The sequence below is a fragment of the Streptomyces swartbergensis genome (assembly GCF_002148965.1).
Lineage (GTDB): Bacteria > Actinomycetota > Actinomycetes > Streptomycetales > Streptomycetaceae > Streptomyces > Streptomyces swartbergensis.
The window spans coordinates 35,445-48,418 of the sequence record NZ_NGFN01000001.1 but is presented as its reverse complement, the minus strand read 5'-3'; the positions used below and the strand labels follow the sequence as shown (position 1 = coordinate 48,418).

General features: G+C 70.7%; 10 protein-coding genes. All 10 read right to left on the bottom strand.

Annotation, left to right across the window (positions count from 1 at the left end; genetic code table 11):
• Nucleotide 1: 1 nt before the first annotated feature.
• Nucleotides 2-1,981, bottom strand: coding sequence for a heavy metal translocating P-type ATPase (locus CA983_RS00230; RefSeq protein WP_086598804.1), 1,980 nt, complete (start codon nucleotides 1,979-1,981; stop codon nucleotides 2-4).
• Between the two features lie 122 nt (nucleotides 1,982-2,103).
• A complete protein-coding gene (locus tag CA983_RS00225; protein WP_086598803.1) occupies nucleotides 2,104-4,167 on the bottom strand; it encodes a discoidin domain-containing protein in 2,064 nt (687 codons plus the stop codon).
• A 275-nt stretch (nucleotides 4,168-4,442) separates the two neighbouring features.
• On the bottom strand, nucleotides 4,443-5,726 hold the full coding sequence (locus CA983_RS00220; RefSeq protein ID WP_086598802.1) for an NAD(P)/FAD-dependent oxidoreductase: 1,284 nt from the start codon (nucleotides 5,724-5,726) through the stop codon (nucleotides 4,443-4,445).
• Between the two features lie 51 nt (nucleotides 5,727-5,777).
• Complete coding sequence (locus CA983_RS00215) at nucleotides 5,778-6,443, bottom strand: haloacid dehalogenase type II (protein ID WP_086598801.1); 666 nt, start codon at nucleotides 6,441-6,443, stop codon at nucleotides 5,778-5,780.
• Between the two features lie 45 nt (nucleotides 6,444-6,488).
• A complete protein-coding gene (locus tag CA983_RS00210; protein ID WP_086598800.1) occupies nucleotides 6,489-7,427 on the bottom strand; it encodes an aldo/keto reductase in 939 nt (312 codons plus the stop codon).
• Nucleotides 7,424-8,887 (bottom strand): aldehyde dehydrogenase family protein, encoded by a 1,464-nt coding sequence (locus tag CA983_RS00205; protein WP_086598799.1) that lies wholly within the window; start codon nucleotides 8,885-8,887, stop codon nucleotides 7,424-7,426. Before CA983_RS00205 ends, CA983_RS00210 begins: the two co-directional genes overlap by 4 nt.
• Nucleotides 8,884-9,837 (bottom strand): succinylglutamate desuccinylase/aspartoacylase family protein, encoded by a 954-nt coding sequence (locus tag CA983_RS00200; RefSeq protein WP_086598798.1) that lies wholly within the window; start codon nucleotides 9,835-9,837, stop codon nucleotides 8,884-8,886. Before CA983_RS00200 ends, CA983_RS00205 begins: the two co-directional genes overlap by 4 nt.
• Nucleotides 9,838-9,860: 23 nt before the next feature.
• Nucleotides 9,861-11,216 carry an aminotransferase class III-fold pyridoxal phosphate-dependent enzyme gene (locus CA983_RS00195; protein ID WP_086598797.1) on the bottom strand — a complete coding sequence of 452 codons (1,356 nt, stop codon included), beginning with the start codon at nucleotides 11,214-11,216 and terminating at the stop codon, nucleotides 9,861-9,863.
• Nucleotides 11,213-12,079, bottom strand: coding sequence for an ABC transporter permease (locus tag CA983_RS00190; protein WP_086598796.1), 867 nt, complete (start codon nucleotides 12,077-12,079; stop codon nucleotides 11,213-11,215). The genes CA983_RS00195 and CA983_RS00190 overlap by 4 nt, the downstream gene beginning before the upstream one ends.
• On the bottom strand, nucleotides 12,076-12,972 hold the full coding sequence (locus CA983_RS00185; RefSeq protein ID WP_086598795.1) for an ABC transporter permease: 897 nt from the start codon (nucleotides 12,970-12,972) through the stop codon (nucleotides 12,076-12,078). The genes CA983_RS00190 and CA983_RS00185 overlap by 4 nt, the downstream gene beginning before the upstream one ends.
• Between the last annotated feature and the right edge of the window lie 2 nt (nucleotides 12,973-12,974).

Here is a 12,974-nt window from a genome sequence, read left to right as displayed (position 1 = left end):
CTCAGCCGGTGCCCTCGGCGGCCGCCCGCTGCCAGGCCGCCTCCCGCAGCAGACGCAGGCCGTTCAGACCGACCAGGACCGTGGAGCCCTCGTGGCCGGCGACGCCCAGCGGCAGCGGCAGGTTTCCGGCCAGGTCCCAGACGACGAGGCCGGCGATGAACACACCGGCGATGACGAGGTTCTGGACGACCAGCCTGCGCGCGCGCTGGGACAGGGCGACGGTGGTGGGGACGGCCGCGAGTTCGTCGCGCACGATCACGGCGTCGGCGGTCTCCAGGGCGAGGTCGGAGCCCGCCCGGCCCATGGCGACGCCGGTGTGCGCGGCGGCCAGGGCGGGAGCGTCGTTGACGCCGTCCCCGACGACCAGCACCTTGCGGCCCGCCCGCTCCATCTCCTGGACGGCCGTCAGCTTGTCCTGCGGCAGCAGCCCGGCGCGCACGTCGTCGATGCCGGCCTCGGCGGCGAGGTGCGCGGCGGCCCGGGGGTTGTCGCCGGTGAGCAGCGTCGGGGCGGTGCCGGTGAGCGTGGTGAGCGCGGCGACGGTGGCGGCGGCGTCCGGGCGCAGCCGGTCGGCGATGCCGAGCAGCCCAGCGGGGGCGCCGTCGACCAGGACCAGGACGGCGGTACGGCCGGACTCCTCCAGTTCCCCGGCGACGGCGGTGACCGTGCTGCCGGTGCCGTCCAGCAGGCGGGCCGGGGCACCGACGGCGACCCCTCGGCCGTTCACGACGGCGGTCACTCCCACGCCGGGCGCGGAGGTGAAGTCCTGCGCGCCCGGCAGGTCGAGACCGCGCTCGCGGGCCGCGTCCACGACCGCCCGTGCCAGCGGATGCTCACTGGGCCGCTCGGCCGCCGCCGCCAGCGTCAGCAACTCGGCTTCGCCGAGGCCGGATCCGGGCAGCGGCCGGACGTCGGTGACGCGCGGGCTTCCCTCGGTCAGCGTGCCCGTCTTGTCCAGCGCGACCGCGTCCACCTGGCCGAGCCGCTCCATCACCACGGCCGACTTCACCAGCACGCCGTGCCGTCCGGCGTTGGCGATGGCCGACAGCAGGGGCGGCATGGTGGCCAGCACGACCGCGCACGGAGAGGCCACGATCATGAACGTCATGGCGCGCAGCAGCGCCTCGGTGAGCTGCTCGCCGAAGGCGAGCGGCACCAGGAAGACGGCCAGGGTCGCGGCCACCATGCCCAGCGAGTAGCGCTGTTCGACCTTCTCGATGAAAAGCTGCGTGGGCGCCTTGGTCTCGGACGCCTCCTCCACCATCCGGACGATCCGGGCGATCACCGAGTCGGACGCGTCGCGCTCGACCCGGATCCGCAGGGCGCCGGTGCCGTTGAGGGTGCCTGCGAAGACCTCGTCGCCCGGCTCCTTGGCCGCGGGGAGCGGCTCGCCGGTGATGGTCGCCTGGTCCACGTCGCTCGCCCCGTCCAGCACGCGGCCGTCGGCGCCGACGCGCTCACCGGGGCGGACGAGGACGGTGTCGCCGACCGCCAGCTCCTCCACGGGGACGGTCTCTTCACCGCCGTCCGGAGTCAGCCGGGTGGCCGTGGCGGGGGCGAGACCGAGCAGGCCGCGGACGGAGTCGGCGGTGCGGGCGGTGGCCAGCGCCTCCAGCGCGCCGGAGGTGGCGAAGATGACGATGAGCAGGGCGCCGTCCATGACCTGCCCGATCGACGCCGCGCCCAGTGCGGCGACGACCATCAGCAGGTCGACGTCGAGGGTGCGCTCCTTCAGCGCCTTGAGCCCTTCCCAGCCCGGCTCCCAGCCGCCCGTGACGTACGACAGGGCGTAGAGCGGGCCCCAAGTCCAGGCGGGGGCGCCGGTCAACTGCAAGGGCAGCGCGAGCAGGAAGAAGACGGTGGCGGCAGTGGCCCAGCGCGCCTCGGGGAGCGCGAGGACACGGGTACGCCGCCGGGGCGCGGCCCCGGTGCGGGCGGGCTTGGCCCGTTCGACCGGTTGTGGCGTGAGCGTGGAGGTCATCGGGGGTCCTTCAGGCGGGGGCGCGTGCCTTCCCACCATACAGGAACAGATGAAGAGTGATTCATGTGTTCATTCGTGGCAGCTCCTGCTCGGAACCGAAGCAGAAGCCCCGCTCATGGGCGTCAGCCGGTGTGCACACCGACCTCACAGAGGGAGTAGCCCCAGTCGGTGCCGCGTTCCAGCCCCTGGATGCGCACATACCTGGCCGGTGTGCCGGCGAATCTCGCGGTGTCCAGACCACCGTCGCCCGCTGTCGTGGACGAGGCGGTTCGCCAGTTCACTCCGTCGGTGGAGAGCTCGATACGGTACGACTTCGCGTAGGCGCGCTCCCAGTCAAGGGTGACCCGCTTGACGAGCTGCGGGGACCCGAGGTCGAGCTGGTACCACTGGTCGTCGCTCCAGTCGCTCGCCCAGCGAGTACCACCGTCGCCGTCGACGGCCCGCTGCGGCTTGTAGCTCGTGAACAGGCTCCACTCCGAGGAACTGGCCGACGCGGCGGAGCCGTTCGCGAGATTGCCCGGGGCCTCGTGGTTCTCGGCGGCCCCCCAGGTGTCGAGGTAGGACTCGGCGCCGCGGAAGAGGTCGTCCACCACGTCCTGGCCACCGACCCGGCGGATGTCCTCGATCCAGTCCGGGACGAGGCCGTAGTGGGCGGCTCCGTCTGTGTTCAGGTTCCAGGTGCGCTCGCCGGTGGTCTGCCGGTCGATGACGGAGCCGCCGTCGACGCTCTTGAAGGGGTACGTGACCTTGTCGGGGGCGTCCGCGCCGCGCGGGGCCGGCCAGCCGCCGACGCCGTTCATGTCGGTGCCGTAGCCGTAGCCCACGCCGTACTTGTCGCGCAGGGCGTCCGTGCGCTTCGCCTCCGAGACGAAGCCCTCGGAGCCATGCATGTACTGGGCGATGAAGCCGCCGAGGCCGTAGACCCGCTCGGTCCAGTCCATGTCCATCCAGCTGTGCGAGGAGAGCACGCCGGGGTAGGACTTGGCCTCGAAGATGTCGAGCACCCGGCCAGTGGCCTTGACGCTCATGTGGTCGATCTCGAGCATCATCCCGCGCCGCATCATGCCGCGGACGGCGTACTCGCCGAGTTCGGTGAGTCCTCGGACGTTGCACTGGGGGTCAGCGCTGTACGAGGGGACCTCCCGGCCCGCCGGGAGCCTCTTCTCGGCTTCGGGCGCCGAGGCGTTGCCGATGGGATTGTCGCGCTGGGGCCCGGTGCACTTCTCCGTCTTCCAGAAGGTGCCCGTCGACAGGAACTGGCCGACGTTGATGGCCGTTCCGAGCGCACCCGAGTCGAAGCGGACACCGCACAGCGCGTTGTCGAACTTGTGGCACAGGAACATGCTGCGCACGCCCAGCGCGTACAGCTCGTCCAAGCCCTTGTCGATGTCGGCCCTGCTGCACTGCGCGATGTCCAGGATCTGCTTGCAGCCGAAGGGCTCGGAGGTCTCGACGCCGAGGACGACCGCCAGCTTGCCCTGCTCGATGACCTCACGGGCCTGCGCGCTGTCGGTGACGATCCGGAACCAGCCCTTGCCGGGCCCGCCGTACATCTTGTCGACGAAGGACTGCATGTCGTACGTCAGCTTGGCCTGGAGCCGGATGGACGTCATCTCGTCGCAGCCACGGTCCTTGAAGAAGTAGACGGAGCAGATGACGCCGTTGGTGACGAGGTCGTTGACCAGCACCCGCTGGCCGCCGCGCCAGGCCCGCTCCACCCAGGCGTAGTAGTTCTGCTGGTGGGTCAGCGAGTCGTGGGCCGGCCAGTCCTTGAAGGTGGGCCAGCCGACCGGGTCGTGTTTGCCGTCGCCGCCCTTGGTGATGAAGTCGAAGACCGCGAGCGAGCCGTCCGGGTAGTGCTCGGGGCAGTCCTTGAGCGCGTCGGCGACGCCCTGCTCGGAGAACGGCTTTCCGCAGATCAGACGACCGCCGAAGGCCTCGTTGGAGAAAATGTGGTCATGGGCGTCGACGAAGCCGCGCACTTCGCCCTTGGCGTCGGTGCCGGTGAAGGGCTCGCCCGTGACGTTGACCTGCGAGTCCGGCGCGGGCCGTGCGGTCGGGTTCCACCAGTCGTCTCCGGCCGCCGAACTCGGCGTCGGGCCCAACGCGACGGCCAGCACGAGCAGGAGGAGCGACGCAAGGGTGACGTTCTTGCGTCCGCGGTACAGGCGTCCGGCACTGGTCACAGCCCACGTCCCTCGGTCGGCGGGATGGCGGGGGACGACGTACCGGCCGTCCGGGGCCCGTAGGCCGGGGAACGAGCCGGGTTGTCATGACCTCGCCCAAAGCTGCGACGAGAATGGCCACTGCCGTGTCACGAGTCAAGGGCCCGGGACAGGTGACCTACTGGCGGGTCATCAGTTGACATCGATCCACACCCGGGCGTCAGACGCGGACACCGTGGGGGCCTCCCGCCCTGCTGGGAGGAAAGCCCCCGCTGTGTCCCCCGTGTCGGAGCTGTTCAGCGCAGGCGGTCCTTCGCCTTGTAGTAGGCGCCGCCGAACGGCAGGAACCAGGGGGTGCCGTTGTAGAAGGGGACCGGCACCTTCGGGAAGCCGAGGCCGCGCAGCGGGTTGGCCTCCGGGCGGCCGTCCATCATCTCGGCGACCGCGCGGCCCATGTAGGTGGCCATCTGGACACCATGGCCGCAGTACCCCATGGAGTAGTACAGGCCGTTGGCCTCGCCCGCGTGCGGGAGGCGGTCCCAGGAGAAGCCGACCATGCCGCCCCACACGTAGTCGATCCGCACCCCGGCGAGCTGCGGGAAGATCTCGGTCATCTCCCGCTTGAGGATGTCGCCGCTCTTGACGTCGGAGGCCGGGTCGGAGGGGGCGAAGCGGGCCCGGCCGCCGAAGGCGAGACGGTTGTCGGGCGTGAGGCGGATGTAGTGGCCGATGTTCTTGGAGTCGACCACCAAGCGGCCGTTCGGGATCAGCGCCTTGGCGCGTGCCTCGCCGAGCGGCTCCGTGACGATGATGAAGCTGCCCACGTTGATGAGCCGCTTGCGGAACCACGGCAGCGCCTTGTCGGTGTAGGCGTCGGTGGCGGCCATGACCTGCTTGGCACGGATCGTGCCGTTCAGGGTCTCGACCACGAAACCGCCGCCCGGCAGGCGGGTGAGGCCGGTGGCCGCGTTCCGCTCGTGGATCTCCGCACCGGCCCGTTCGGCGGCCTCTGCCAGTCCGTGGACGTACTTGCCGACGTGCAGGGCGGCGCTCAGCGGGTCGAGCAGGGCGCCGTGGTAGTAGTCCGAGCCCAGCTCCGACTTCAGCTCATCGCGGGTCAGGAGCTGCGTCTCGTGGCCGAAGTTGTCGGCCAGATCGCGTTGGGTGGCCCGCATCGACTCGAAGTGCTGCGGCTTGAAGGCCACTCCGAGCCGGCCCGCCCGGTGGAAGTCGCAGTCGATCTCCTCCGTCCGCGTGATCTCCTCGACCACGTCGACCGCCTCGCGGAAGGAGTCGTACAGCTCGCGGGCGCGCTCCTGGCCGTAGCGCTTGCGGGCCTCGCCGGGGCTGATGGTGAGGCCCTGGGTGCACATGCTGCCGTTGCGCCCGGAGGCGCCCGAGCCGACCTTGTCCTTCTCGACGAGGACGACCCGGGCGCCCTTGCGGGCGGCGTGGTAGGCGGTGGACAGGCCGGTGAGGCCGCCGCCGATGACCACCACGTCCGCCTCGTCGGGCAGGTCCTTGCCGGAACGGTCGGGCAGGGCGGGAGCGGTGTCGAGCCAGTAGGGGATCTGCTTCATGGCGTGCGTCCTGTCGTGTTCTCGGTCCTGTGTCGCCGTGTCGCCGGGCTGTCAGCAGCCGAGCAGCTTCGGCAGACCCGTCATGTCGGGCAGTTCGTCGTACGGCTGGTAGTCGGCGCTGCCCTTGCGGCCGTAGCGGTTGATCCACACCCGGCGCTTCAGGCCGAGGTCGCGCGTCGGGATGTGGTCGTACTCCCAGCCCTGGGCGGTGTGGATGACCTGGGACGGCTCGACGCCCATGGTCTTGAAGGCGTGCTCGAAGGTCTGCCGGTCCGGCTTGTAGGCGCCGGCCTGCTGAGCGGTGATGACGTAGTCGAACTCGACGCCGATGTTCTCGACGTTGCGCGCGATCAGGTTGTCGTCGGTGTTGGAGATGATGGCGATCTCGTACTTGGTCTTGAGCTGCCGCAGGGCGTCCGGGACCTCCGGGAACGGGCCGAAGGTGGGGACGGCCTCCACGAGAGCGTCGCCGTCGGACTTCCGGTACTCCAGGCCGTGCAGGCGCATGGCGTTGCGCAGGCTGGAGTGCAGGATCTCGTGGTAAGGGCGGTAGGCCTCCAGGACGGCCTGGAAGCGCATGACGCGGAAGTCGTCGAGGAACTCGTCGACATCGAGGTTGTCCAGATCCAGCCGGTCCTCCAAGGCCTTCAGGGTGGTGGGGCCGAGCTGGAAGTCGACCAGGGTGGCATAGGCGTCGAAGGTGACGATCTCTCGCATGGTGTCTAGCCTCAATTCGCGGATTCAGAAGGGGACGGGGTGGCTTCAGACGACGCGTTCGCCGGGCGTGACGATCGCGTCGAGGGCGGCCAGGTCGGCCGCGTCGGGGATCCAGTCGGCCGCCGCCGCGTTGGCGGTGACCTGGGCTGGGTTCATGGCGCCGCAGATGACCGAGCCGACCGCGGGGAGTGCGGCCAGTCCGCCCACGGCGACCTGGAGGAGGGTCAGGCCGCGCTCGGCGGCGTACGCGGTGAGTGCCTCGACGCGGTCGAGGGCCGCGTCGGTGAGCCAGCCCTCACGCCAGGACAGCCGGCTGCCGGGCGGGGGCTGCTGACCGCGCCGGTACTTGCCGCTGAGCAGGCCGTTGGCCAGCGGGTAGTACGGCAGGAGACCCATGCCGTGGCGCAGGCAGGCCGGGATCAGGTCGTTCTCCACGCTGCGGTCGAGCAGGTGGTAGCGGGCCTGGGTGCTGACGAAGGCGTCGGTGAGCTGCCCGGCCGGGAGGTTGGAGCAGCCGATGTACCCGATCTTGCCCTCGGCCACGAGTTCCCGCAGGGCGGCGACCGTCTCCTCCAGCGGGGTGACGCCGTCCGGCTCGTGGTACTGGTACAGGTCGATCCGGTCGGTGCCGAGCCGGCGCAAGGAGGACTCGACGGCGTACCGGATGTAGGGGCGGGCTCCGCGCCGGCCGTACAGGTCGGCCTCGGGGCCCATCTCCATGCCGAACTTGGTGGCGAGGACGACGTCGTCACGACGGCCCTTGAGAGCGGCGCCGAGGAGGCGTTCACCGTCGCCGCGGGCACCGCCGCTCTCGCCGAACCCGCCGTACATGTCGGCGGTGTCGAACAGGGTGATCCCCGCGTCGAGGGCCGCGTGGACGACGGCCTTCGTGCCGTCCTCGTCGAGGCGGGAGCCGAAGTTGTTGCCGCCGACGCCGACCACGGAGACGGCCGGGCCGCGTTCGCCCAGCGTGCGATACCTCATGACCGGTCTCCGAATCCGATGCAGACGTTCTTCGTCTGCGTGTAGCTCGCCAGCGCTTCGAGGCCCTTCTCGCGGCCCCAGCCACTGTGCTTGTAGCCGCCGAAGGGCAGCTCGACGCCGGTGCCGACGCCGGTGGCGTTGACGTAGACCTGGCCGGCGCGGATGCCCTCCGCGAGGCGCATCGCCTTGTCGATGTCGCGGGTCCAGACGTAGGAGGACAGGCCGTACGGGCTGTCGTTGGCGATGTCCAGCGCCTCGTCCGCGTCGTCGAACTCGATGACGGTGACGACGGGGCCGAAGATCTCCTCGCGGGCGCACCGGGCCTGGTTGGTCAGGCCGGTGAGGACGGTCGGCTCGACGTAGTAGCCGTCGGCGAGTTCGGGGGCCGCCGGGGCGCCTCCCCCGACCCGCGCCACGGCGCCTTCCTGCCGGGCCAGTTCCAGGTATCCGAGGACCCGGTCGCGCTGGCGGGCGGCGACCAGCGGGCCGATGTCCGGGTCCGTGAGACCCGGCCCGACGCGCAGGCCCGCGATCTTCTCGACCAGGCGGTCCAGGAACTCCTCGGCGCCGCGCTGGAGCAGCAGCCGGGTGCCCGCCGAGCACATCTGCCCGGCGTTGCTGAACGACGCGCCCAGGACGGCCTTCAGCGCCAGGTCGAAGTCGGCGTCCGCGAAGACGACGAACGGCGACTTCCCGCCCAGTTCGGTCACCGAGGGCACCACGTTGGCGGCGGCCGCCTGGGCGACCTTGATGCCGGTCGGCACCGAGCCGGTGAAGGTGACCTGGTCGATGCCGGGGTGCCCGGCGAGGGCGGCGCCGGTCTCGCCGTCGCCGGGTACGACGTTCAGCACGCCCGGCGGCAGCCCGCACTCCAGTGCGATACGGCCGATCTCCAGCGGGGTGAGCGGCGCCTCCGGGGAGGGCTTGAGCACCACCGTGCAGCCCGCGGCCAGTGCCGGCGCGGAGCCCCGCGCGGTGTTCTGGAGCGGGTAGTTGAACGGGATGATCTGGCCGGAGACCCCGATCGGCTCGCGCACGGTGTAGTCGATCAGACCGGATCCGAGGGGGATCGTGGAGCCGCCGAGCTTGTCGGCGATGCCCGCGTAGAACTCGAAGTAGCGGGCGGCGGACTCGACATCGGCCTTCGCCTGGCTGAGCGGCTTGCCGACGTCCTGGCACTCCAGACGCGCCAGCCACTCGCCCTCGCGCCGGATCGCCTCCGCGATGCGCAGGAGGAGCCTGCCCCGGTCCGCGGCGCGCATCCGCGCCCACTCGGGGGAGGTGAACGCCGCGCGCGCCGCCGCCACCGCCTGGTCGACGTCGGCCGGGCCGGCGTGGGAGACCTCGGCGAGGGCCGTGCCGTCCGACGGGTCGAGGACCGTGAAGCTCCGGCCGTCGGCGGCGGGAGCCCGCTTGCCGTCGATCAGCAGCAGCTCGGTCAGCGGGAGTTCACCGCTCATGGCTGGATCTCTCCCTGCACCTCACCGAAGATGACCACCTCGTCGCCCGGCCGCACGGTGCGGATCCGGCGCACCCAGAGCACGATGCCGTCCTGCGGGGCGCGGACCTCCTCCAGCGTGTTGCCGTAGTGGTCGACGATCTGGGCGATCAGGTCGCCTTCCTTGCAGGTCTCGCCGGGCTCGGCGTGGCCGAGGAAGAAGCCGCCCGCGGCGGACCGGGCGAAGGTGCCGGAGACGGTCGTGTAGCTGTCACGCAGCTCCGCCTCGCCGTCGATCATGCCGAGCCGGCGCATGATGTTGCGGATCGAGTGGACGTGCAGGGCGACGTTCTGCTCGCGGTAGGTGCCGCCGCCCGCCTCGATGGTGACGGCGGGCTTGCCGGCCGCGAGGGTGGGGTGGCGGACCGTGCCGCCCCACTTGCCGCCCTTCCAGACCAGCTCGTGCCCGGCCGCGAGGGCGAGGTCCGTCGCCAGGTCCTCGTAGCCGCCCTGGAGGATGACGAGCGGGGCGATCTCGCCGAACGTGCCGCCCGTGTGCAGGTCGACCAGGGCGTCGATGGCGGGGACGACCTGCTCGACGAAGGTGGCGGCCAGGCGCAGCGAGTACGAGCCGTCCGCGTCACCCGGGAAGATCCGGTTGAGGTTCAGGTAGTCCAGGCCGCTGGTGCGGGCCGCCGCCTCGAAGGCGGGGGTGTTCATGCAGGGGATGCCGACGAGGGTGCCGCGCAGGCCGGCCGGGTCGATCGCGGCGAGGACGCGGCGGATGGCCTCCTGGCCGTCGTACTCGTCACCGTGGACACCGGCGTCCACGCACAGGACCGGGCCGTCCTCGGTGCCGTTGACGACGATCAGCGGGATGCCGAGCTCCACGCCGTAGCTGCTGGTGCCGACCGGGATCAGACCCTGGGCGCGCTCGCCGGGGGCGACGGTCAGGGGGCCGATGGAGTACATGTCGTTCCTTTCGAAATGGTCGATCAGAGGCGGGCGGAGGCCTCGGCGAGGGTGTCCGCGATGATGTCGGCGATACGGTCCAGCAGTGCGCGGTCGCTGATCAGCGGAGGCGCGATCTGCACCAGCGGGGCGGCTCGGTTGTAGACGCGGGCGAGCAGCCCGGCCTCGCGCAGCCGGCGCGGGATCAGGTCGGCGACGAGCGCGGCGCGGGCGGTGTCGCTGAAGCCGCCGCCGTCGAGGTCGCCGACGAGTTCGAGGGCGTAGAAGTATCCGGCGCCGCGGACGTCACCCACGATCGGCAGCTCGCCGAGGGAGGCCATGCGCCGGGCCAGGTGGCCCTGGTGGCCGCGGACGTTCTCCAGGATCCGGTCCCGCTCCATGATCTCCAGGCTGCGCAGGGCGATGGCCGCGCTCAGCGGGTGGCCGCTGAAGGTGTAGCCGTGGTTGAGGACCTCGCCGGGCTGGTTGATCACCTCGGCGACGCGGTCCGAGACCAGGGTCGCGCCCATCGGGGCGTAGCCCGCGGTGATGCCCTTGGCGACGGTGACGATGTCCGGCCGGGCGCCGTAGCACTCGCCGCCGAACCACTCTCCGAGCCGTCCGAAGGCGGTGATGACCTCGTCGGCGACCAGCAGGAAGCCGTACCGGTCGGCCAGTCGGCGCAGACCCTCCCAGTAGCCGGTGGGCGGGGTGATGCAGCCGCCCCGGTTCTGCACCGGCTCGGCGATGAGCATGGCGACGCTCTCCGGTCCCGCGGCGAGGACCGTGGCCTCCACGTCGTCGAGCAGGTACGCGGTGAAGGCCGCCTCGTCGAGGGGCTGTTGCAGGGCGGTCCGGTTGGTGTTGGCGACGAAGTGAGTCTCCACGGCGGGCGGCCCGTACGGCTCGGTGAGGCCGGGGTCGTCCGTGAAGGACAGCGCCCCGAGGGTCAGGCCGTGGTAGGCGCCGCGCCGGGCGATCGCCTTGATCCGGCCCGCCTCGCCGCGCAGGGTGTGGTACCTGCGGGCGATCTTCCAGGCGGTCTCCACCGCCTCGGCGCCGCCGCCGCTGAAGAAGACGTGCTCGATGCCGTCGGGGGCCAGGGCGGCGAGACGCTCCGCGAGAGCCAGGCCGGTGGGGTGCGCGGAATCCGACCACAGGGGGCTGTAGCAGAGTTCGCGCAGCTGCTTCTGGGCCGCTTCGGCGATCTCGTCGGCGTAGGAGTAGCCGATCTGACAGCAGTACAGCCCGGACAGGCCGTCGATGTAGCGGTTGCCGGCCGCGTCGTCGACGTACGGGCCCTCGCCGTGGCGCACGACGAAGAGGTCCTTGCCGGGCTTCGCGAGCGATCCGTTGGCGGTCATGTTCAGCAGCAGGTGCCGCTGAGCGGTGGCGGTCATACGGCCTCACCTCCGGGGGCGGCGATCCCTGCCGTGTTCTCGACCGACAGCAGGGAGTCCTGCCGTCCGGAGCCGAGCCAGCGCACCAGGGCCACCAGGGCGAGGGCGAGGATCGCGAAGGCGATCAGGATCGCGCTGATCGCGGTCACGCTGGGATCGATGTCGAACGTCAGGGAGTTGTAGACCTGCACCGGCAGGGTGACGGTGTCGACCGAGGACAGGAACTGCGAGATGTAGAACTCGTCGAAGCTGGTGATGAAGGAGAAGATCGCCGCCGCGATCATCCCGGGGGCAGCCAGGGGGAACGTGATCCGCCGGGCGACGGTCAGGCGGCCGGCGCCCATGCTGGCGGCGGCGTCCTCCAGCCGTTCGTCGATCCCGCGCAGAGTCGCCACCAGGATCAGCACCGCGATCGGCGAGGCCAGCACAGTGTGCCCGAGGGCGATGGCGAGCGGGCTGCCCAGCATCGAGGCCGGTTCGAAGAGCAGGAACAGGCCCAGCGCGGTGACGATCTGCGGGATGAGCAGCGGCCCGAGGACCAGAGCGTAGACCGCCGAGCGCAGCGGCAGTTCGCTGCGGGTCAGGGCGGTCGCCGCGGTCACGCCGATGATCAGCGAGAACACGGTGCTCAGGGCGGCGACCAGTGCGCTCAGTGAGAGCGCGGCCGGCCATTTGCTGCCGTCGGCGAACAGCGCCTTGTACCAGCCGAGCGTCCAGGAGTCCGGCGGGAACGCGGCGAAGGCGTTGTTGCTGAAGGAGGTGACGATGATGACGATGATCGGCAGCGCCAGGAACAGCATGATCATGGTGGCGATGACGGTCAGGGCGATCCGCCCGGCGAGGGTTCTGCGCAGCTCCATCATGACGCGCTCCTCTTCTTACGGCTCGCGCCGAGCGAGGTGATGACCTTGACCAGCAGCAGTCCGGCGAAGGTGAGCAGCAGCAGGATGACGCCCTCGGCAGCGGCCCCGTTCCACTGGTTCTGTTTCATCACCTGCTGGTTGATGAGGGAGGCGATCATCGTCTGCTTCGGGCCGCCCATCAGGGCCGGGGTGATGTAGTAGCCCAGCGAGAGAATGAAGCTGAGCAGTCCGGCACTGGCCAGCCCGGGGGTGACCAGCGGCAGGTAGACCCGGCGGAAGATGGTCAGGCGTCCGGCGCCCATGCTGGCCGCGGCGGCCAGCAGCCGGCGGTCCACGCCGCGCATCACGCCGTACAACAGCAGCACGGTGTAGGGCAGCATCACCGAGGTCGTGCCGATGACCACGCCGATCTCGTTGTAGAGCAGTTGGTACGGCGCCCCGGGGACCCACAGGTCGGCCATGGCCTGGTTCACCAGGCCCTTGTCGCCGAGCAGGATGATCCAGCCGTAGGTGCGCACCAGGGCGCTGATGAAGTGCGGCACGACCACGATCAGCATGGCCACGCCCGCCCACAGGGGCTTCAGCCGGGATATCGCGTTCGCCAGGATGAACCCGAAGACGAGGCTGAACAGCGCCGTCTCCGCGGAGATCCGCAGCGTCGTGAACAGCACGGACAGGTTGACGCCGGTCAGCGCGTCGACGTACCAGTGCAGCGTCAGCGAGCCGTCGGTGTTCTTCAGGCTGAGGAACAGCGTGCTGAAGATCGGGTAGACGAACAGCACCAGCAGGTAGACGACGACCGGCAGCGCGTAGAGGATCCCGACGCGGGTCTTGCGCGAGGCCAGGAGCTTGCGCGGACGGGCGGGCGCGTGGGCGGTCAGGGTGGCGGCCATGG

Coding starts and splice junctions, on each gene's coding strand:
- CA983_RS00230 (WP_086598804.1), bottom strand. CDS start 1,981: ATGACCTCCACGCTCACGCCACAACCGGTCGAACGGGCCAAGCCCGCC.
- CA983_RS00220 (WP_086598802.1), bottom strand. CDS start 5,726: ATGAAGCAGATCCCCTACTGGCTCGACACCGCTCCCGCCCTGCCCGAC.
- CA983_RS00215 (WP_086598801.1), bottom strand. CDS start 6,443: ATGCGAGAGATCGTCACCTTCGACGCCTATGCCACCCTGGTCGACTTC.
- CA983_RS00210 (WP_086598800.1), bottom strand. CDS start 7,427: ATGAGGTATCGCACGCTGGGCGAACGCGGCCCGGCCGTCTCCGTGGTC.
- CA983_RS00205 (WP_086598799.1), bottom strand. CDS start 8,887: ATGAGCGGTGAACTCCCGCTGACCGAGCTGCTGCTGATCGACGGCAAG.
- CA983_RS00200 (WP_086598798.1), bottom strand. CDS start 9,837: ATGTACTCCATCGGCCCCCTGACCGTCGCCCCCGGCGAGCGCGCCCAG.
- CA983_RS00195 (WP_086598797.1), bottom strand. CDS start 11,216: ATGACCGCCACCGCTCAGCGGCACCTGCTGCTGAACATGACCGCCAAC.
- CA983_RS00190 (WP_086598796.1), bottom strand. CDS start 12,079: ATGATGGAGCTGCGCAGAACCCTCGCCGGGCGGATCGCCCTGACCGTC.
- CA983_RS00185 (WP_086598795.1), bottom strand. CDS start 12,972: ATGGCCGCCACCCTGACCGCCCACGCGCCCGCCCGTCCGCGCAAGCTC.